Below are 21996 nucleotides of genomic sequence, written 5' to 3' on the forward strand. Positions count from 1 at the left end.
TCCTCCGATAGTGGATGATTAAGCCAGATCTGGAATCTGGCTTAAAACCATACTAATGGAAGGGAATTTTTAGAATTTGATCCAGAGCAAAAAAGATCAGCCTTGGAGCCGGTGGCGCAGAATTTTTCCCACCGGGGATTTGGGAAGTTCGGTGCGGAATTCGAAGTGGTGGGGGCGTTTGTAGGCGGTCAGGTTGGCGCGGCACCATGCCTGGAGTTCGTCGATCGTCAGGCTGGCATCGGCCTTCACCACGAAGAGCTTGACCGCCTCGCCGGTATGGGCGTCCGGTATTCCGATGGCGGCGCATTCTTGGACCTTGGGGTGACCGCCGACCACTTCCTCGATTTCGTGGGGATAAACGTTGAAGCCGGAAATCAGGATCATGTCCTTTTTCCGGTCCACGATATAGAAAAATCCCCGGGCATCCATTTTGGCGATATCGCCGGTGCGCAGCCAGCCGTCCGCTTCCAGAACGGCACGGGTTTCATCGGGTCGGTTCCAATAGCCGGCTATCACCTGGGGGCCTCGCACCCACAGCTCGCCGGTTTTTTCCGGGGGAACGGGGCGGCCGTCGTTCACGATTTGGCAATCGGTTCCGGGAAGGGGGAGACCGATGCTGCCGGTGAAAGCATCGCTGTTCATGGGATTCAAGGTGACCACCGGCGAGGCCTCGGTCAGTCCGTAGCCCTCCAAAACCGGGCATCGGGTGACTTCCTGCCAGCACTCGGCCACCGATTTCTGCATGGGCATCCCGCCGGCCAGGGTGAATTTCAGGCCGGAAAAATCCGCTTGCTCGAATCCCGGAAAGTGCAGCAGGTGACTGAACAGGGTATTGACGCCGGTGATGCAGCTGCAGCGGGATTGATTGATGATGTTGACCAATCCCTTCAAATCCCGGGGGTTGGTGACCAGATGATTATGGACGCCCGCCGCCATTCCCACCCACAAATTGGTGGTGAGGGCGAAGATGTGATACAGCGGCAGGGCGGTGATCAGCCGTTCGCAGCCGTCCTCCAGGTAGCGGGGCCATTCCGGGCAGGTCAGCCACAGGCGCGTCTGTTCGATATTGGCCAACACGTTGGCGTGAGAAAGGATCGCCCCTTTGGGGGTGCCGGTGGTGCCTCCCGTGTATTGAAGGAAAGCCATGTCCTCCGGTTGCAGCGACACTTTTAACGGGCGTTCCCGGCCTTCCCGAATCACCTGATTCCAGCTTAGGGACCGGGGCAGATTGAACGGCGGCACCTGGCGCTTGAGGTATTTCAAGGTCCAGTTGATCAATTGCCGTTTGGGGGCGGGGCACAGGTCGCCCGCCTGGGTCACGAGCATATGGGGGAGTTTGAGGCCGAAGTCGGATCGGGCTTTTTCCAAAACATGCCCGAAGTTGGCCAATAGGACGATCGCCGAGACCTCGGCATCTTTGAGTTCCTGGGCCAATTCCCGGGGGGTGAACAAAGGGTTGACATTGACCGCCGTCAGGCCCGCGCGCAGCGCTCCCAGCAAGGCGATCGGGTATTGCAACAGGTTGGGCAGCATGATCGCCAGGCGATGGCCCGGACCGAGTCCGAGCCGGTGCAGACCGTGGGCGAAGCGCAATGAGAGCCGATCCCAATCGCGATAGGTGAGGGTGGTCCCCAGATTGTCCAAGGCGGGAAGATCGGCGAATCGCCGGCACGAACGCTCGAACAAGCTGACCAGCGAGGCATCCGCAAGGGGAGGGAGATCGGCCGGCAAGCCGGGGGGATAAAGGGTGAGCCAGGAGCGGTCGGTCATGGCTCGATCGCCGTATGTTGATCGAAAAATTGCCGGATTCGGTCATGCACTCCCCCCGGGTCTTTGAAAATCATATTGTGCAAGGCCGTGGCGACCGGAATGAGCATTTTATGGCGACTGCCGAGGTGTTCCAGAATCCATTCGGCGCTGTCCGGATCCACCACCGGATCGGCGTCGCCCTGCAACAGCAGTACCGGACATTTCACATCCGCCAGGCGCGATTCGGTTTCGGCGATGACTTGGCGCAGCTCGTGGAGCGCGGGGATGGGAATATGCCGATAGTTGATTTCGGGAAATTCGGATTGGTTGGCCACGAATGCCTTGAATCCGCCGTTTCGCATCCAGTGGGTCCAACGATTGGTATGGTGCACCAATGACACCAGGGTCATGGTGGGGGTCCGGAACTTGACCGGCGTGGCGACCGCCGCCACCGCCGCCAACTGGTCGGGTTGGTCGGCGGCCTGGCGTAAGGCCAGCAATCCGCCGGTGGAAAAGCCCACCAGGGCAATGGTTTCGGTCAGGCCGGCCAGAATCCGATAGCCGCGCCGGACCGAAGCATACCAGTCCTTCCAGCGACGCTCGCGCAGATCGCAAGGAGAGGTGCCGTGGCCTTTGAGGCGGATGGCGAGGACCACATACCCGGCGTCGGCCAGGTATTCACCCAATGAGCGCATTGCCACCGGAGAGGAGAGCAGGCCGTGAATCAGCAATACGCCTTTCTTGCCGGAAGGCGGGTTCGGTAGTAAAAAAGGCCCGTTGTCCCCCCGGAGGATTTCCAAGCGATTGAGGGGTTCGAAGCACGGCGCGGTATAAAACGCCTTATCCCAGTGCCAGGCGCGCACTTCGTCGTCGAAACTTTGCAAGGCCCGTTCACGGGGCGTGAGTTTGTCGGCCCGTCGGAGCGCCTGTTGTCCGATCTTCTTGATTCGCGTCAACGGTGCCACTTCGTTGGCATAGACCATGACCGGGTTTTCCAGGCGAATGGTATCGAGTTCGAATTCCTCGCATAATTTGGGTAAAAAATGATAATAACCGCCCACCGGTTCGATGAGTCCGGCGCTTTCGGCGGTGGAAAGAAATTGGTTCAAAAAGGAAGGTTCGGCTTCGGGCAGAGCGAGGTAATTTTCGGGATTGCGCAGACTGCGATGGAGAAAAAGCGTGGGCTCCCGTTGGACCGCCTTGATCGCCAGATAGAGCGCCTTGCGGAAGGTCTTCCGGGCAATTCGCGTGCGTCCCTCGGCCAAGGTGTGATAGATCAAGGTGGCGGCCAGGTGAGAGGGGTTCACGGTCACTTCCCGGTAGATGGCCTCCATGTAGCGGTCCCGAATGCGGCGTCCGTTATGGCGGATGCGCCAGGCTAAAAAACGCCGCTTCAAATTTTTATGATCGTGCCAATTGAAAATTCCGTCCAGGGCGCCGATGTGCGGCAGTTCCGTCTGAATCAGCCAGCGGTCCCAGAAGCGCGGATAAGCGTCCACTCGGATGGGATCGCCCAGATGGATGTCCATGTCGGTGTCTTTCATCAACAAATTCCCTTCGATCAAGAGCTCTTCCAGGGAGCGTTTGCCGATTCCGGGACGGATGATTTGCACGGCCCGTTTGAGCAAGTTGTCGTCGATCCGCAAGGGAAAAAAGGTGATATCGGCCGGCACGATCAGGGTGGGTTCCCGGCAGCGGGCGAGAAATGCGTCCCGGTCGGGAAGATCCAATTGCTCTTGCCAAGCCTCCAGGCGGTCTTCCCTTCCCTCGTGCTCGGCCGCCAGAACCGCCTGCTTGAAAATATCCAGGCCCAAAGCCAGTACCGCCGCGCCGCTATGGTGGCGGCGAAAGGTTTGGGTGGTCCGGGAATAGATCCGGTAGCGGCCCTTGGCGTCGATGACCCGGCGGTCCTTCACCATGCCTCCCTCGGGGAAGACGATCACCTTGCGGCCACGCAGAATTTGGGTCGCCAACAGGGGAAATAATTGAGGGTGATCGTGGGGAATGGCGCCGATGGCCAGGAGTACGCGGGTCAAATGGGGATCGAGCTGGAACAATTCCCGGTGGGCGATGGCGCAGCAGTAGGCGCCGCAGCATTCGTGAATCAGATATTGGGGAATCAGGGTTTCGAAACGGGCGAAATGGTTGAAGACGAAAATTTGTCCCCGATGGACGTCGGTTTCGGGCGCGTGGAGCTTGAAATGAATGTTGAGAAAACGCTGAGCGAAACGCAGCAGGCGGGCGGCGCGATCGTAGATGACGGTATCGATCCGGTATTCAGAGTAGGGTTGTTGGTCGAAGTCAACCGGCGCTTGATCGGTAGTGGCCATGGCCTAACCCCTGGAGTGACCGATACGTTTTTAGTTTGAATGTTCCCGGGAAAGTTTACAACTTTACCACCGGACAAAACAAAGCGGGCATGAAAGCCCGCTTCATTGGAACAGAATAAATAATATATTTTTTGGTCTTAGTAAGGCTGGTAGCCGGATGCCTTGAGCATGATAAGCAGAATCAGCCGGATGACGCCGTACAACACCGCCAGGCTCACGAAGGTGGTCAGGATCATCAGGATCATGGGGCCGTTGTCCCCCAGTTTCTGCTGGAACCAGTCGGAAAGCCGTTGCCAGAACGTTGCAAGTTTGCCCTTAAAGAATTTGAGGCCCACTGCCACCGAGATGACCAAGATCACGATGATCGGGGGAACCCAGTTTTCTACCCCGATACGGATTTCCTGATCCATGTCGAGCGAATGGATGGCGAAGTAGTTGACCAGAAAAGCCAGCGATTGGACCGTGATTATGGACAGCCCGAAGGAGAGGATGAATCGGTCCAAGGCCGGGTTTTCGGTGAGATGCACGTCGTCCAGGTACAATTTCACGATCACGTATCCGGGCAGGAACATGATCAGGATGGCGCTGAGGATTTTCTTGATCAGTTCGATCGGAGAAGTGGTGGTGAACGCCATGAATATTCCGATGAATATGAAGCTGATCACCAGAATCCCCGCCCACATCAGAAGGTCGGTTTTGTGTTTGCTGGTAATGTTGTTCATTGAATCGAACTCCTCTTTTGGTTATTTGCGCTTGAAAAAATAAAACCCTTCCAGGCCGCCTTTCAGAACCATCGAATCGTCTTGCAGGTCGTAAACCCGATAGGTGAGCTGCTTACCCGGTCTTCCCGGTACGTCGGTGACGATCATGCCATCTTTGATTTCGTATTTGAATTGTTGCGTGTCTTTCCGCCTGAAGTGCCGGTTGTAACCGGACGTGACCAGTGTGCCACCGCCTTGAAAATCCCATTCGCGGTTCTCAGGAATCCGGCCTCCGGTCGCGCGCGGAGCGACTTCCACCAAGGTCCATTTCCCCAATATGGGTTGGGCGTCCTGCAGTTGGAGCGGATTCCGTTGGCCGGCGGCTTCTTGCGTTTGGGCGGTGGGTTTGCGGATCTTGACCGCATGGCTGGTGCCGGCAGCGGCCAGCAAAGACGAGGCCAGCAACAGGGAGATGATTTTGCGCATGGTAGTTCTCCTTGGCGTTTTTCTTTTCTATTTCTATTTCGACCGTTTGAGCAAACGATGACTTGCCCATTATCGCAAAACTGGCGTCAAAAATTGAGACGATTTCTCCCTTCGAGCATGATAAAGTTGAATGTATTTTGAACATCTGCGAGTTATGCATACGAATCCGTCCTTCGAATCCAGTGCCCGAATCAAACGGCTGCTTGCCGAACGCATTCTGATTTTGGACAGTGCCATGGGCACCATGATCCAAAACCGTCGCTTGTCGGAGGCCGATTACCGCGGTCAGCGTTTCCGCGATTGGCCCTCCGATCTGCAAGGCAATAACGATTTGTTGTCCCTGACCCAGCCTCGATTCATCGAGGAAATCCATCGCGAGAATCTCGACGCCGGCGCGGATATCATCGAAACCAATACCTTCAACGCCAACCGGATCAGTCTGGCCGATTACGGCATGGAGGATCTGGCCGGGGAGATCAACCGGGAAGCCGCCGCCATCGCCCGCCGCGCCGCCGATGCCGCCACCGCCCGCACGCCGGACAAACCCCGCCTGGTGACCGGCGTGCTGGGTCCGACCAATCGCACCGCCTCCATTTCCCCCGACGTCAACGATCCCGGTTACCGCAACATTACCTTTGAGCAGTTGGTGGCGGCTTACACCGAGGCCGTCGACGGTCTGGTGGCCGGGGGCGCGGATCTGCTGTTGATCGAAACCATTTTCGACACCCTCAACGCCAAGGCCGCGATCTTCGCGGTCAAGCAATATTTCGAGCGGCACGGCGGGCAGTTGCCGATCATGATCTCCGGCACCATCACCGATGCTTCCGGACGCACCTTGTCCGGCCAGACCGCCGAAGCCTTCTGGAATTCCCTGCGCCACGCCCGGCCCATTTCCTTCGGTTTCAACTGCGCGCTGGGTCCCAAGGAACTGCGTCAATACATTGAGGAAATAGCCGGTTATGTCGACACGCACGTGTCGGCCCATCCCAACGCCGGTCTTCCCAACGAATTCGGCGAGTACGACGAGACCCCCGAAGATATGGCGGTCCACATCCGGGAGTGGGCGCGAAGCGGTTTTCTCAATATCGTCGGCGGTTGTTGCGGCACCACGCCCGAGCATATCCGCGCCATCGCCGAGGCGGTGGAAGGGGTTGCGCCACGCCGAATCCCCAAGGCCGGACACGCTTGCCGCCTGGCCGGCTTGGAGCCGCTCAATATCGTTTCCCCCTCCCATCCCTCCCCCGCAAGCGGGGGAGGAGAAATTACGAAGACTCCCTCCCCCGCAAACGGGGGAGGAGAAATTGCGATGATTCCCTCCCCCGCGAGCGGGGGAGGGGCAGGGTGGGGGTTTATCAACATCGGTGAGCGCACCAACGTGACCGGATCCGCCCGCTTCCGACGCCTGATCCGGGAAGACGACTACGACACCGCGCTGGAAGTGGCCAGGCAACAGGTGGAAAACGGCGCCCAGCTGATCGACGTCAACATGGACGAGGGGATGCTCGATTCCGAGGCGGCGATGGTGCGTTTTTTGAACCTGGCGGCCGGCGAGCCCGACATCGCCCGGGTGCCGGTGATGATCGACTCGTCCAAATGGGCGGTGATCGAAGCCGGTCTCCAGTGCATCCAGGGCAAGGGGGTGATCAACTCCATCTCCCTCAAGGAGGGCGAGGCCGCGTTTCTCGAGCACGCCCGGCTGGCACGCCGCTACGGCGCGGCGGTGGTGGTGATGGCCTTCGACGAGACCGGCCAGGCCGACAGCAAGCAGCGCAAAGTGGAAATCTGCACCCGCGCCTACAAGCTGCTGCGGGAAAAGCTGGATTTTCCGCCCGAGGAAATCATCTTCGATCCCAATATCTTCGCGGTGGCCACCGGCATTCCCGAGCATCACCGCTACGGCCTCGACTATTTGGAGGCGGTGGCCGAGATCAAGCGGACGCTTCCCCACGCCCTGACTTCCGGCGGGGTTTCCAACGTGTCGTTCTCGTTTCGCGGCAACAACTATGTCCGCGAGGCGATCCATGCGGTCTTCCTCTATCACGCGATCAAGGAAGGGCTCGACATGGGCATCGTCAATGCCGGTCAGCTGGGCATCTACGAAGAAGTCCCCGGGGATCTGCGCGACGCCATCGAAGACGTCCTTTTGTGCCGACGCGAAAACGCCGACGAATACTTGCTGGAAGTGGCGGAAAAGTACCGCGGCGAAGGGGCGGCCCAGGCCAAGGAGGATTTGGAATGGCGCACCTGGCCCGTGGAGAAGCGCCTGGAGCACGCCCTGGTCAAAGGGATCACCGACTACATCGACGAGGACACCGAGGAAGCCCGCCAAGATCTGGGCAATCCCCTCAGGGTGATCGAAGGACCGCTGATGGCCGGAATGAACGTGGTCGGCGACCTGTTCGGGGCCGGCAAGATGTTTTTGCCCCAGGTGGTCAAATCGGCGCGGGTGATGAAAAAGGCGGTGGCTTACTTGATGCCGTATCTCGACGCCGAGCGTCAAGCGGGCGAAACCGCGGGCAGGATCCTCATGGCCACGGTCAAGGGAGACGTGCATGACATCGGCAAGAACATTGTCGGCGTGGTGCTGCAGTGCAACGGCTTCGAGGTGGTCGATCTAGGGGTGATGGTGCCGGCCGATCAAATCCTTCAAACCGCCCGGGAAAAAAAGGTCGATATCATCGGCTTGTCGGGCCTGATCACGCCTTCCTTGGACGAAATGGTCCACGTGGCCAAGGAAATGAAGCGCCAGGGTTTCGAAATTCCCTTGCTGATCGGCGGCGCCACCACTTCCCGGGTGCATACCGCGGTCAAGATCGCCCCCCATTACTCAAAGCCTGTGGTCTACGTTTCCGACGCCTCGCGGGCGGTCGGGGTGGCCGGTAACCTGTTGAGTAAGGATCTACGCACCGCCTATGTGGAGAGCCTGGCGCAGGAATACGAGGAAGTGCGCCGCCGCCACGCCATGAAGCAGGATCGGACACGTCTATTGTCCATCGAAGCGGCTCGGAACAATCGCTATCGGGATACTTGGGCCGACTACGAGCCGCCGCCGCCGATCGAGGCAGGGCTGCAAGTGTTCGACGACTACCCCTTGGACGAATTGACCCGTTATATCGACTGGTCGCCGTTCTTCCAGGCGTGGGAGTTGGCCGGAAGCTACCCCAAAATCCTCGAAGACGAGGTGGTCGGCGAGGAGGCCAGAAGGCTTTTCGCCGACGCCCGTCAAATGCTGGAGCAGCTGGTGGCGGAAAAATGGCTCGAGGCGCGGGGGGTGATCGGCCTGTTCCCGGCGGCGAGCCGCGGCGACGATATTGTGATCTACACCGACGAAAGCCGCCGAGAGGTTCGAACCGTTTTGCACCATTTGCGCCAGCAGCATCAAAAACCCCAAGGCCAGCCCAATTACTGTCTGGCCGATTACGTCGCCCCGGAAGCGGCGGACCGAGCCGACTGGATCGGAGCCTTCGCCGTCACTGCCGGGATCGGCATCGAGCCGCATCTGGAACGATTCGAAAAAGATCACGACGACTACCGCGCGATCATGCTGAAAGCTTTGGCCGATCGCCTCGCCGAAGCCTTCGCCGAACACCTTCACCAACGGGTGCGGCGGGAATTCTGGGGCTATGCGGCGGATGAAAACTGGGCCAACGCCGATCTGATCGCCGAAAAGTATCGAGGTATCCGCCCGGCGCCGGGGTATCCGGCGTGCCCCGATCACACCGAAAAGCATACTTTATTCGATCTGATCTCACCCGAAGAAAACGCCGGGATCGAATTGACCGAAAGCTTCGCCATGTACCCGGCGGCGGCGGTCAGCGGGTGGTATTTCTCTCACCCTCGAGCGAGTTACTTCAACGTGGGCAAGATCGGCCGCGACCAGGTGGAAGACTACGCCCGCCGCAAGGGCGTGTCGACAGAGCAGGTGGAAAAGTGGCTGGCGCCCAATTTGGCCTATACTCCCGAGAACGATTAATGGGCGGGGGTTCGGAAGACGCAACCCTGCGGCACGTTGCGTCTCTCCGGCTCCCCATTCAAATTTCAACGGGATCTAGGCTGCGACTGCAACAAGGCGTATAGTAATTATCGTTAACCCGGCTTTTTCCATTAAGGATTGGCGGCGGACGGACGGCGTTAGATATATTGACGAGGAATGACGAAGGCATGACAAGGAAAATAGGGTTGAGCTGGAGCAGCGGCAAGGACAGCGCCTGGGCGCTGCATGTTTTGAGGCAAACGTCCACAGACAGAGTGACGGGGCTATTCAGTGTGGTGAACGAACGTTTCGATCGAGTCTCCATGCATGCGACGAGAGTGGAATTGCTTCGCCTCCAGGCGGAAGCCGTCGGTTTGCCGTTGCAAACGATCCATCTGCCCGATCCCTGCCCGAATCACCGATACGATGCGATCATGGGCGGCTTCGTAGCCGATTGTGCCGCCCAGGGGACAAATAGTTTTGCCTTCGGCGACTTGTATCTGGAAGACGTGCGGCAGTATCGGGAGAAACAGTTGGCTGGCACCGGCGTGGAACCGATCTTTCCGCTGTGGCGACTTCCCACGCGCGAATTGGCCGAATGGATGCTCGCCGCGGGTTTGGAAGCCTATATCAGCTGCGTGGATCTGAAAAAGCTTCCGGCGAGTTTTGCAGGACGCCGATGGTCCCGGGAATTACTGGAAAAGCTTCCCCCGGAAGTGGATCCCTGTGGAGAGAATGGCGAATTTCACACGATCGTTGTAGACGGCCCCATGTTCGCCGAACGCATCGAGGTCGAGCTGGGCGAGGTGAAGCAGCGGGATGGATTTGCTTATGCGGACATCATCCCTTTGAACCGAGGCGAGAGACGCATCCCTTGAACGGGTTGCGATGGGTGCGTCGGTCGGTTGAAGCAACCCGCAACCGCGAGGAGGCTACCATGATTAAACAAACACTGACAGTGGCCGGCTTGGCTGTCGGTTTGTCTTTGTCCGTCGGGTCCACGCCCGTGCAGGCACAGGAGGAACCGATTTACGGCAGTCAACTCATGACGGAACAAGAAAGGAATGAAATGCGGGCCAAAATGCGGGCCGCGCAAAGCGCCGAGGAAATGGAGCGCATCCGTCGGGAGCATCATGAGCAAATGCAGCAGCGCGCCAAGGAGCAGGGCGTGACGTTGCCGGATGAACCCCCCGCTAGAGGCCAAGGCGGCATGGGCCAAGGCCGAGGCGGTATGGGCCAAGGCCGAGGCGGTATGGGCCAAGGCCGAGGCGGTATGGGCCAAGGCCGAGGCGGTATGGGCCAAGGCGGCATGGGTCAAGGCGGCATGGGTCAAGGCGGCATGGGTCAAGGCGGCATGGAACCTAATCAGAGCGAATAAGGTTGCCGCATGAAGTGAATCCTTCGGATTCAGGCTTGTGTAGACCTATTCGGCGCGCCGCTCGTTTCAGGCGCGCCGAGTCTTATGGTGAGATTTCCATCGCTCAAAGCGTTGCCATTGCCGGAAAACGAGCGTTAGAATCCATATACCGGTTTTTTGTTTGGAGGTGCGGGGTGGACCAACGGCTTCAACGCGCGAAATCCGAACCAGTCTCATGTCGGCGTTGATCGCCTTGTCGATTCTTGGCGGACTTACCTTGGTGCTCGCCACTCTCCTGGTGTTGGCCAACAAAAAGCTCCACGTCGAAGAAGATCCCCGCATCGATCGCGTAGAAGCCATGCTGCCCCATGTCAACTGCGGCGCGTGCGGTTATCCCGGTTGCCGGTCCTTCGCCGAGGCGCTGGTTCGGGGAGAAGCTTCACCCGCGCAATGCAGCGTTGGTACCGATGAAGACCATGCCCGTATCGCCGCTTTTCTTGGGGTGGCGGTAGGTGAGCGGGAAAAGCGGGTGGCTCGGCTGGCCTGTGCGGGAGGCAGCAATGTGGCTCGCCGCCAGGCCCGCTATGCAGGCATCGAAACCTGCCAGGCGGCCACGCAAGTTTCGGGAGGCGGCAAAAGCTGCTTTTGGAGCTGCCTGGGTTACGGCGATTGCGAGGCCGCCTGCCAATTCGATGCCATCCAAATGAATGAACACGATTTGCCGGTGGTCAGCGAAGACAAATGCACCGCTTGCGGCGATTGCGTGGAAGTCTGTCCCAAGGATCTGTTTTCCCTGCACCCGATCAGCCACCGTCTGTGGGTGCCCTGTAAAAATGAAGAAGCCGGCGATCATATCCTCGAATACTGCCAAGTCGCCTGTACGGCCTGCCGGCGCTGCGCCATGGATGCGCCCGACGAGCTGATCACCATGCGCAATAATCTGCCGATGGTGGATTACAGCAAGCCTCATCAGACCCGGGTTCCCATCCAACGCTGTCCCACCGGGGCCATCGTGTGGCTGGAACCGGATGGCACGGCGCTCAAGGGCCGGGCGGCGCCAAAGATTATCCGCCGCGAACCGCTGAAAGAGGCCGCCACATGAAACCGTAAAAACACACCGGACTTTGCTCTATTTCAAGTCGGAGTCATGTTCCCCAAGCCTCGCAGGAGAATTATGTCAACGAAAGCGCAGACCTACAAATACCCGGGCATCTGGGCCGCTTTGGACGGCAACTCCGCCGTCATTGCCTGCGAACGGGAATCCACGGACGCGGCCGGTGCCTACCCCATCACCCCTTCCACCCAGATGGGCGAGTACTGGGCGGAGGCCGCCGCCAATGGCCACATCAACATCGCCGGCCGTCCTTTGATCTTTATCGAGCCCGAAGGCGAGCATGCCGCCGCCGCGGTCACCGCAGGCCTCTCCATGAGCGGCTTGCGCGCCGCCAACTTCTCTTCCAGTCAGGGCATCGCCTACATGCACGAGTCGCTGTACGCGGCGGTGGGAAAGCGCCTGACCTATGTGCTGAACATGGGGACCCGAGCCTTGAGCAAGGCGTCCCTCAACGTCCATGCCAGTCACGACGACTATCACTGCATCGACGACACCGGCTTCTTTCAATTATTTGCCAAGAACGCCCAACACGCCGCGGATCTGAATATTATCGCCCATCGCATCGCCGAGACAGCGCTCAATCCCGGCATCGTCGCCCAGGACGGTTTTCTGACCACCCATCTGATCGAATCGCTGCGCATCCCGGAACGGGCGCTCATTCTGGAGTTTCTGGGACGCCCGGACGATATCATCCCCACGCCCACTCCGGCTCAGCGCATTCTATACGGCGATACCCGCCGGCGGATTCCGGCGTTGTGGGACGTGGACAATCCGGTCATGGCGGGCATCGTTCAAAACCAGGATTCCTATATGCAAAGCGTGGCCGCCCAACGGCCGTTCTTTTTCGATCATCTCCCGGCCATTGCCGACGAGACCTTCGAAGCATTTTTCGGGCTGACGGGGCGGCGCTATGATCGGGTGCTGACCTATCGCGCCGAAGATGCGGATTATCTCATCCTGGGGCAGGGCAGTGTGGTATCGAGTGCCGAGGCGGTGGTCGATTATCTGCGCGAGACCCGGGGTATCAAAGTCGGTGTGGTCGACCTGGTCATGTTCCGGCCCTTCCCGTCCGATCGGTTGAGCGCGATTCTAAAAGGCCGCAAGGGCGTTGCCGTCCTGGAACGAACCGACCAACCCCTGGCGGCCGATTTGCCCTTGATGCGCGAAGTGCGGGCCACGATCAGCAAAGCGATCGAAAACGGCCGCGGAGAGAAGGCCGAACCGTTTCCCGGGCTGGCCGGGTACGATCGCATCGCCGATATCCCCAGCCTCTATTCCGGCGCCTTCGGCATGGGCAGCCGCGATTTGCAGCCGGAAGGCTTGATTGCCGCGGTGGAAAACATGCTGCCCGAGGGCAGGCAACAAAAATTTTATTACCTGGGCATCGATTTCATCCGCAAAGCGGTGACTCCCAAGCAGGAAATCTATCAGCAGACCATCGAAGAATCCTATCCCCACGTAAAAGAGTTGGCGCTTCACGGGAGCGAGAATCCCAATCTCATGCCCGCCGGCAGCATCACCGTCCGCATGCATTCGGTGGGCGGTTGGGGCGCCATCACCACCGGCAAGAATCTGGCCATGACCTTGTTCGATCTGCTGGATTATCACGTCAAGGCCAATCCCAAGTACGGGGCCGAGAAAAAGGGCCAGCCCACCACCTATTACTTGTCCGCCGCCCCGGAACCGATTCGCATCAACTGCGAATACCAGTACGTCGACGCGGTGCTCTCGCCCGATCCCAATGTCTTCCACCACGCCAATGCCGTGGCCGGGCTGCGCGAAGGCGGGGTATTCATCATTCAAAGCGAGCTAGAATCGCCGAAAAAGGTGTGGGCATCCATTCCGGCGCCCTTCCAACAAGTCATTGCGGATAAGGATATCCGCGTGTTCTTCCTGGATGCCTTCAAGATCGCCCGCGAAGAAGCGACCGACCCCGATCTTCAACTGCGGATGCAGGGCATCGCCTTCCAAGGCGCTTTCTTCGCCGCCTCGCCGGTGATGGAAAACGCCGGATTGAGTGAGAAGGCGCTCCTCGAGGCGATCCGCCGGCAACTGGAAAAAAAATTCGGCGCCAAGGGCGCCCGGGTGGTGGAAGACAATATCAGGGTGGTCAAGCGCGGCTACGACGAAGTGCGCGAGATCACCGAAAAAGCCCTCGCCGAGCGCGAAGCCATAACCGAGACCCGAAAGGCGGAACCCCCCATGCCGGTCATGGTCAAGCGGCTTCCCCAAGCCACAACCCGGACCGCCGATATTCATCGCTTCTGGGAACAAACCGGCAGCTTTTATGCCCGGGGCATGGGGAGCGACAATATTTCCGACCCCTTCATCGGGCTCGGCATCATGCCCGCTTCCACCGCCTTGTTCCGGGACATGACCAGTATCCGTTTCCATCACCCGGAATGGATCGCCGAAAACTGCACCGCCTGCGGCAAGTGCTACACCGTCTGCCCGGACACGGCCATCCCCGGGCTGGTCTGTGAGGTATCGCAAGTGCTCGACACGGTGGTCAAGCGGGTCCGGAAGCACGGCCACGCCGTGGCGCATTTGCCCGGGGCGGTGCGGCTGATGGAGGGCAAGCTGCGAACGCTGTTCAACCAGGGGGAGGAGAGCGACTCCGTTCAGGCCATGCTGGAAGACGCCATGGACGCGGTCGTTGCCGAGGCCGAACCGGATGCGAAGGCGGACTTGAAGCAGGAGTTTCAATACTTTCGGGACGAGCTGGACGGTTTCGACTTCGCCCTTACCCGACCTTTTTACACGGTGCCGGAAAATGAGGAATCCGGCAGTGGCGGACTTTTCACCATCAACATCGATCCCTATACCTGCAAAGGCTGCGGGGAATGTATCGAGGCCTGTCCCTACGACGCCCTGCGAGAAGTCCCGCAGACGGAAGAATCGGTGGCGCAGTTGCGCAACCGTTGGGATATGTGGCTGGACCTGCCCAACACCCCCAAACGATACATCAACGCCGATTTGGAAGAAGGCATCGGTCCGTTGGAGACGATGCTTTTGGATAAAAACGTCTATTTGCAGTTTACCAGCGGCGACGGCGCCTGCATGGGCTGCGCCGAGAAGACGGTGATTCATCTGTTCACCGCCGCCATCGAGGCCCTGATGCGACCGCGGATCGCCCAACACGTCGCCTACCTGGACGATCTCATCGGGCGCCTGGAACGCCATATCGAAGGCAAACTGGTGGAGGAAATCGATATCGACGACATCGCCGCCATTCGCGAGGTGGTCGCCGGAATGGGGGAAGGGGATCTCACGCTGGGGCGCATCGCCAACCAAGTCGAACGGCTGCGCGGCACTCGACCCATCGACGAAAGCTGGCTGCGGCGGGTTACCGATCTTCTGGCCAAGCTCAAACACTTGCAATGGAAATACACCGAAGGCAATACCGGTCGGGGCCGCACCGCCATGGGCATCATCAATGCCACCGGTTGCACCTCGGTCTGGGGCAGCACCTATCCGTTCAATCCCTATCCCTTCCCCTGGGCCAATCATCTGTTCCAGGACAGCGCCTCCATGGCCATGGGGGTGTTCGAAGGCCACATGGCCAAGATGGCCGAAGGCTTCAAGGCCATTCGCACGGCCGAGTTGGAACTTTCCGATCGATACGATCCGGCCGAGCACGACGAATTCTTCACTTATTTCAATTGGCAGCATTTTTCCGACGAGGAATTTCGCTTGTGCCCGCCGGTGGCGGTGATCGGCGGCGACGGCGCGCTTTACGATATCGGATTTCAGAATCTTTCCCGCCTAATGATGTCGGGCAAACCGATCAAGGTGCTGGTGGTGGACACCCAGGTCTATTCCAACACCGGCGGCCAGGCTTGCACCTCGGGCTTTGAAGGCCAGATCGCCGATATGTCGCCCTTCGGCAAAATCACCCAAGGCAAGCAGGAGGTGCGGAAGGAAATGGGGCTGATCGGCATGGCCCACCGGACCACTTATGTCTCCCAGAGCACCATCGCCTACCCCAGTCACATGATAGAAGGCTTCATCCAAGGCTTGCAGAGCAGACGCCCGGCCGTGTTCAATTGCTATACCTCTTGCCAGCCGGAGCACGGCATCGGCGACGACATGGCCCAGCATCAGGCAAGGCTGGCGGTGGAAGGGCGGGCCTATCCTCTGTTCCACTTCGACCCGGACAAGGGGCCCGTGCCGGCCGAATGCTTCGATCTGCACGGCAACCCGGCGCTGCACGAGGATTGGCCCACTTACACGCTCACCTACCGGGACGGCAGCCGGCAAAAGCAAATGGAATTGCCCATGACCTTCGCCGACTTCGCCATGACCGAAGTGCGATTCCGCAAACATTTCCGTCAGGCGCCGCCGGACACCTGGCACGAAGACATGCTTCCGCTGGTCGATTTCCTGGACCTCGACGAAGCCGGTCGCCAAGGCAAGTATCCCTTTATCTGGAGCGTCGACCACCAGCAACAGCTCACCCGTTTATTGGTGGATCGCACCATGGTCGCCTCCTGCGAGGATCGGCGTAACTTCTGGACGATGCTCCGGGCGATCGCCGGGCTCATGGAGCCCGAGGGGCCGAGCCGGGAAGACATGGAAAACGAGATTCGCCGAGAAGTCGTGTCCCGTCTTGCCCAAGGACTCATGAAGCTGACCGGCGGGGAAGGCGAGGGCCTGATCTCTCTGGCGGAAGGGGCAGCCGCGGAGACAACGCCGGAGGCCGAACCGAAAGCCGCCCCCCAAGGCGAGGCGGCCTACATGGCGCCCTGGATCGACTCCGAACAATGCACCAGCTGCGGGGAGTGCATTTCCCTGAATCCGGAAATCTTCGCCTACAACGAGGAGAATAAAGCCTATATCAAGAACCCCAAGGGCGGTCCCTATCGAGATCTGGTCAAAGCGGCGGAGCGCTGTCCGGCAAGGATCATCCATCCCGGCCTACCCAAAGACCGGTCCGAGCGGGAGATTGACAAGTGGATCGAACGCGGGAAGAAATTCAATCAATAGCCGGGCAACCAGTGATGCTGTGGCGTAGACATAAAACATTTCCCCGGGGGATCCATCCCCCCGAGTGCAAGGACGAGACCCGCGGCTCGCCCATTCGGCAATTTCCCTTCGCCCCGGTCATGGTGATTCCGATGCAGCAACACATCGGCAAGCCGGCCATCCCCGTGGTTGCCGAAGGCCAAGAAGTGGCGCGCGGCCAGCTATTGGCCCGCGCCGACGGCTTTATCTCCGTACCCGTCCATGCGCCGGCTTCGGGCGTCGTCAAACGCATCGCCCTAGTGCCGAATATCGACGGCCACATGGTGCCGGGCATGTATCTTCAGTGTTTTCCCGGCGCCACCCAGGAAGTGATCGAGGGAACGCCCTGCCGCGTGGAGACCACCACCCCGGAGCAGATCATCGACGCCGTTCAGCAAGCCGGCATCGTGGGGCTGGGCGGTGCCGCTTTCCCCGCCCACGCGAAACTCCGAATCCCCGAGGGAAAGACCGTCGATACCTTGCTGATCAACGGGGTCGAATGCGAACCTTATCTGACCACCGATCACCGGGTCATGTTGGAGCAGACCGACGATATCTTCCTGGGTATCCGTTACCTGCTCAAGGCGACCGGCGCCGAGCGGGCGATCATTGCCGTGGAGGCCAATAAACAAGATGCGGCGGAGAAGTTGCGTCGGCAGGCGCCGAATAATTTGCCGGTAATGGTGGAGGTGTTGGCCGTCAAATATCCCCAAGGCGCGGAAAAAATGGTCATCCAGGCTTTGCTCAATCGCGAAGTGCCCTCGGGGCACCATCCCTATGAAGTCCACGTCATCGGCGTCAACGTCGCCACGGCCGCTGAAATCGGTCGTTTGCTGCCCCACGGCCGGGGGATTCAAGAGCGGGTGATCACCATCACGGGCCCGGGGGTGAAGAAGAAAGGCAATTATCGCATTCCCATCGGTACCCCCCTTCGCTTTGCCCTGGAGTGGGTGGGGGTCGGCGACGATTTGGCCGAGGTGTTTCTGGGTGGGCCGATGATGGGCCAGGCCGTACCCAGTTTGGATATTCCGATCACCAAAGGCATCAACGGATTCGTCGCCTTTACGGAAGCGCAGATTTACCGGGCCGAGAAGGTCCTGCCGTGCATCCATTGCGGTTACTGCGTGGCGGCCTGTCCCGTGCGATTGAATCCGGCCCGGTTGGGTTTGCTGGCCAAGCGGGAACGGTATGAGGAAATGGCCCGATCCTTCGATCTGATGGACTGCTTCGAATGCGGCGCCTGCAGTTATGTGTGCCCCTCCCGCATTCCATTGGTTCAGCATTTCCGCGTGGCCAAACAGCGGATCAAGAAACGCCGGGCCGCCTGATGAACGCCGTTGAAAAAACCTTAACCATCCGCTCTTCGCCGCATATCAGAAGCCCCATCGGGGTTGAGGCGATTATGCGCAACGTCGTGTACGCCCTGTTGCCGGCCGCCGTCTTCTCCGTCTACGTCTTCGGGCTCGCCGCCTTGGTGCTGCTGACGACGGCCGTGCTGACTTGCGTGGCGACCGAACATCTTCTTTGCCGGGCCACGGGACGCGCTTCCACGGTCAACGATTGGTCGGTGGCCATTACCGGACTGATCTACGGTATGACGCTGCCGCCGGGACTGCCCCTGTGGATGGTGATCTTGGGCGGGATGGTCGCGGTGGCCTTGGGCAAATTCCTGTTCGGCGGTTTGGGCGGCAATTTGTTCAATCCCGCCCTGGTGGGCCGGGCCTTTCTCCAAGCGGCGTTTCCTTCGGCCATGACCAGCTGGGTGCCGGTATTGAGCGCCGACAGATTTCAGATCCTGCCCCGTTCCACCTTGGCTTATCCCTTCGCCGAACCCGTCTATGACACGATGACCGGTGCCACCCCCTTGGCGGCGTTTAAATTCGAACGGCAGACCACCGAGACCGTGGATCTTTTTCTCGGTCTGACCGGTGGGTCGACCGGAGAAACCGCCAGCCTGTTGTTGCTGGCAGGCGGTTTCTATCTGATTGCCCGAAAAATGGCGAATTGGCGGATTCCGGCGGGTATTTTTGCGGCAGTCGCGGCGCTGAGCGGGATAACTCACGGCCTTGAGCCTGAGACCTATGCCGCACCCCCATTCATGCTGTTCTCCGGCGGTTTGATGCTGGGCGCTCTGTTCATGGCCACGGACATGGTTGCCTCGCCGCTTACCGGGGCGGGGTGTTTCATCTATGGCTTGCTGATCGGCGCGGTGGCGATGACAATCCGGCTGTGGGGGGCGATGCCCGAAGGGGTCATGTACGCCATTTTGTTCGGCAATGCGGTTTCGCCCCTGATCGACCGTGCGATACAGCCCATCACTTATGGCACCGGAAAGCGAGGTCGAGAACCGTGAACGCGAGAACCACGGACAGCAAGTCGATGCAAAGCACGGATTGGCCCATGTATCGCGCTCTGGTGGGCCTCGGCCTGATCTGCTCGCTGGTGATCGTCTCGGTGTTTGAATACACCGCACCGATCATCCGCAAGAATCAAGCAGCGGCACTGCGCCAGGCCATCTTCACGATCTTCCCTTTGGCTCGGACTTATACGGCGTTTCATCTGAACGCCGAGGGGCAATTCAAAAGGATGACGGACGAGTCCGATACGGGCGCTGCGGTCTATGCCTGCTATGACCAGGGACAACGTCTGTTGGGATACGCCATCGAGGCGCAAGGCATGGGTTATCAGGATACCATTCGATTATTGTACGGCTACGCCCCGAAGCAATCCGCCATCGTGGGGATGGTGGTGTTGGAAAGCCGGGAGACGCCGGGCCTGGGCGCCCGCATCGCCAGCGATCCCGACTTTCTCCGCAATTTCCGGCAACTCGATGTGCGCCTGGCGGCGGATGGATCGAAACTGGCCCATCCCATCGAGGTCGTTCCAGCCGATCAAGCCCCGAAGCCGTGGCAGATCGATGCCATTAGCGGCGCTACCGTCTCTTCCCGGGCGGTGGGCCGCATTGTGGAACAAAGCGCGCGATTTTGGGTGCCTCGCCTAGCGAACCGGGAGACGTCTCATGGGTCATGACAACGCAACGCCGCCATACACGGACGAATTCCTCAAGGGGCTGTGGCGGGACAACCCGGTGTTCGTGCACGTGCTCGGCATGTGCCCGACGCTGGCCGTTACCAATACGGCCGTCAATGGCTTGACCATGGGTTTGGCGACTGCCTTCGTGCTCATTATGTCCAACCTGCTGGTCTCGACCTTGCGTCGATTCATTCCCAAACAAGTGCGTATCGCCTGCTTCATCCTGATCATCGCCACCTTCGTCACGGCGGTCGATTATTTCATTCAGGCCGTCAGCCTGGAATTGCATGGCGCTTTGGGCGCCTTCATCTCGCTGATCGTGGTCAATTGCATCATTCTCAGCCGCGCCGAGGCCTTCGCCTCGCAAAACACCGTGGCCCGGTCCGTCCTCGACGGGCTGGGCATGGGGGCGGGATTCACCTTCGCCTTGCTGTGTCTCGGCGGGGTACGGGAAACCCTGGGGAAGGGGGCTTTGTTGGGATTCCCCTTGTTTCCCGAGACCTACCAAGGCTGGGCGATCATGCTTCTGCCCGGCGGGGGCTTCTTTACCCTCGGCGCCTGGCTGTTGGTATTTGGTTGGCTGAAACAACGCAAGGCTCGCGCTTCGACAGGGGAGGAGGTCTACGGTGAGTGAACAATCTCTGTGGTCGGTGTTCATCAACGCCAGCCTGATCAACAATTTCGTATTGGCCTATTTCCTGGGGATTTGCCCGTTTTTGGGCGTCTCCGGCAAACTGGGCAACGCCACCCGCATGGGGGCGGCGGTGACTTTCGTCATGTTGATCAGCTCGGTCAGCGCCTACGGCATCCATATTCTGCTGCAGCTGGCCCATGCCCCTTATCTTCAACTGATCGCCTACGTGGTGGTGATCGCGGCGCTGGTCCAATTGATCGAAATGTTCATCAAAAAGATCAGCCCCCTTTTATATCGCTCGCTGGGCATCTTTTTGCCCCTCATCACCACCAACTGCGCAATCCTCGCCGTCGCCTTGTTCCAAACCAACCGCAGCTACGATTTTTTCCAGTCCATCGTCTTCGCCCTGGGGGCGGGGGCGGGATTCACCCTGGCCCTGACCCTGATGGCGGGGCTGCGCGAGAAACTGGAATTCTCCAACGTGCCGGACTTGGCCAAGGGGACAGCGGTCACTTTGATGGTCGCCGGCATTCTGTCGATGACGTTCATGGGCTTTGCGGGCCTCGGAACAGCGCAATGATTGTGAGCTATTTGACCGCCGCTTCGATTGTCATCGCCCTGCTCATGCTGTGGGTTGGGGTACAGGCCTTGAGTCGCCGTTTCGAAGCCGGGACGTCATTCACGCCCTGCCGCGAATGCCGCTGTTTCGGAGCATGTGACACAACCAACGCCGACCATCCAAACAAAGGGTAAGACCATGCGTTTACAGGATTACGATCTCGAGCGCCCATACCAGGCGACGGTCAAAAGCAGTACCCGGATCACGCCGGAGGAATGCGACGAAGTCAGAGAGCTGGTGCTGGAAGTCGATCATCCGGATTTCCACTTCGAGGCGGGCCAGAGTGTCGGTGTCCTGGTGCCGGGCCGACATGCGCTGGGTCACGAGGTGCATTTCCGCCTTTACAGCATCGCCAACGAGCCCACTCCGATGCCCAGCGGCAATCCGATTATTACCCTTTGCGTGAAGCGCGTCGACTACATCGACGACTACAGCGGCGAGCGCTACAAAGGCATCGCTTCCCATTATCTGTGCGATCGCCGGGCAGGGGACCGAATCACGATTACCGGCCCCTATGGCCTGCCCTTCGAAGTGCCCGACGATCGGGAGGCGAATCTGCTCATGATCGGCTTGGGTACCGGCATTGCCCCTTTCCGTGCTTTCGTCAAGCACATCTACCGCAATCTGGGCGGATGGGAGGGTAAGGTGCGGCTCTTTTACGGCGCCAAAACCGGTCTCGAGATGGTTTACATGAACGACGAACGCGACGATTTCGCCAACTACTACGACCGCGAAACCTTCCGCGCCTTCAAGGCCCTTAGTCCCCGTCCCCATTGGGACGAGCCCGCGGCTTTGGACCGGGCTTTAACGGAACATCGACGGGAAGTGTGGGAGATGGTCTCCAGCCCCGAAACCTGGGTCTACGTCGCCGGTCTGCAAAGCATACGAGAAATGCTGGACAAGGCCTTTGTCCAGATGGCGGGCTCGGCCGAACAGTGGCAGCGCCGCAAGGCCGAACTGGTCGCCGGCGGGCGCTGGACGGAATTGATTTACTGA

The 21996-nt window shown here is 59.5% G+C and carries 15 protein-coding genes; 11 read left to right on the forward strand and 4 right to left on the reverse strand.

From position 1 onward, the window contains the following. Nucleotides 1-96: 96 nt before the first annotated feature. The 4 genes from H035_RS0106275 to H035_RS18480 all read right to left on the reverse strand — a co-directional run bounded on the left by H035_RS0106275 (nt 97) and on the right by H035_RS18480 (nt 5266). Complete coding sequence (locus H035_RS0106275; RefSeq protein ID WP_022948140.1) at nt 97-1770, reverse strand: AMP-binding protein; 1674 nt, start codon at nt 1768-1770, stop codon at nt 97-99. Then, a complete protein-coding gene (locus tag H035_RS18475) occupies nt 1767-4079 on the reverse strand; it encodes an alpha/beta fold hydrolase (protein WP_022948141.1) in 2313 nt (770 codons plus the stop codon). Before H035_RS18475 ends, H035_RS0106275 begins: the two co-directional genes overlap by 4 nt. Before the next feature lie 137 nt (nt 4080-4216). Next, on the reverse strand, nt 4217-4801 hold the full coding sequence (locus H035_RS0106285) for a DUF1616 domain-containing protein (protein ID WP_022948142.1): 585 nt from the start codon (nt 4799-4801) through the stop codon (nt 4217-4219). 21 nt (nt 4802-4822) lie between these two features. Next, the gene (locus H035_RS18480; protein WP_022948143.1) at nt 4823-5266 is read right to left on the reverse strand and encodes a hypothetical protein; all 444 of its coding nucleotides are present in this window, start codon (nt 5264-5266) and stop codon (nt 4823-4825) included. Nucleotides 5267-5420: 154 nt separating this feature from the next. On the opposite strand from H035_RS18480, the gene metH reads away from it, so the two are divergent. The 11 genes from metH to H035_RS0106345 all read left to right on the forward strand — a co-directional run bounded on the left by metH (nt 5421) and on the right by H035_RS0106345 (nt 21996). Next, the gene (metH, locus tag H035_RS0106295) at nt 5421-9239 is read left to right on the forward strand and encodes a methionine synthase (protein ID WP_026596328.1); all 3819 of its coding nucleotides are present in this window, start codon (nt 5421-5423) and stop codon (nt 9237-9239) included. 188 nt (nt 9240-9427) lie between these two features. Further along, complete coding sequence (locus H035_RS0106300) at nt 9428-10117, forward strand: Dph6-related ATP pyrophosphatase (RefSeq protein WP_022948145.1); 690 nt, start codon at nt 9428-9430, stop codon at nt 10115-10117. A 59-nt stretch (nt 10118-10176) separates the two neighbouring features. Further along, entirely contained in the window at nt 10177-10617 is a 441-nt protein-coding gene (locus H035_RS18485; RefSeq protein ID WP_022948146.1) for a hypothetical protein, read from the forward strand. A 214-nt stretch (nt 10618-10831) separates the two neighbouring features. Beyond that, entirely contained in the window at nt 10832-11698 is an 867-nt protein-coding gene (locus tag H035_RS0106310) for an RnfABCDGE type electron transport complex subunit B (RefSeq protein WP_022948147.1), read from the forward strand. Nucleotides 11699-11770: 72 nt separating this feature from the next. After that, nucleotides 11771-16696, forward strand: coding sequence for a 2-oxoacid:acceptor oxidoreductase family protein (locus H035_RS0106315; protein ID WP_022948148.1), 4926 nt, complete (start codon nt 11771-11773; stop codon nt 16694-16696). Between the two features lie 14 nt (nt 16697-16710). Then, nucleotides 16711-18042: an electron transport complex subunit RsxC gene (gene rsxC, locus H035_RS0106320; protein WP_022948149.1), complete on the forward strand. Its 1332-nt coding sequence runs from the start codon at nt 16711-16713 to the stop codon at nt 18040-18042. Next, a complete protein-coding gene (locus H035_RS0106325; protein ID WP_022948150.1) occupies nt 18042-19067 on the forward strand; it encodes an RnfABCDGE type electron transport complex subunit D in 1026 nt (341 codons plus the stop codon). The genes rsxC and H035_RS0106325 overlap by 1 nt, the downstream gene beginning before the upstream one ends. Then, a complete protein-coding gene (locus H035_RS0106330; RefSeq protein WP_026596332.1) occupies nt 19064-19744 on the forward strand; it encodes an FMN-binding protein in 681 nt (226 codons plus the stop codon). The genes H035_RS0106325 and H035_RS0106330 overlap by 4 nt, the downstream gene beginning before the upstream one ends. Continuing rightward, nucleotides 19734-20381 carry an electron transport complex subunit RsxE gene (gene rsxE / locus H035_RS0106335; protein ID WP_022948152.1) on the forward strand — a complete coding sequence of 216 codons (648 nt, stop codon included), beginning with the start codon at nt 19734-19736 and terminating at the stop codon, nt 20379-20381. The genes H035_RS0106330 and rsxE overlap by 11 nt, the downstream gene beginning before the upstream one ends. Next, nucleotides 20374-20961, forward strand: coding sequence for an electron transport complex protein RnfA (locus H035_RS0106340; protein ID WP_022948153.1), 588 nt, complete (start codon nt 20374-20376; stop codon nt 20959-20961). Before rsxE ends, H035_RS0106340 begins: the two co-directional genes overlap by 8 nt. A gap of 177 nt (nt 20962-21138) precedes the next feature. Further along, nucleotides 21139-21996: a ferredoxin reductase domain-containing protein gene (locus tag H035_RS0106345; RefSeq protein WP_022948154.1), complete on the forward strand. Its 858-nt coding sequence runs from the start codon at nt 21139-21141 to the stop codon at nt 21994-21996.

The sequence above is a fragment of the Methylohalobius crimeensis 10Ki genome (assembly GCF_000421465.1).
Taxonomy (GTDB): Bacteria; Pseudomonadota; Gammaproteobacteria; order Methylococcales; family Methylothermaceae; genus Methylohalobius; species Methylohalobius crimeensis.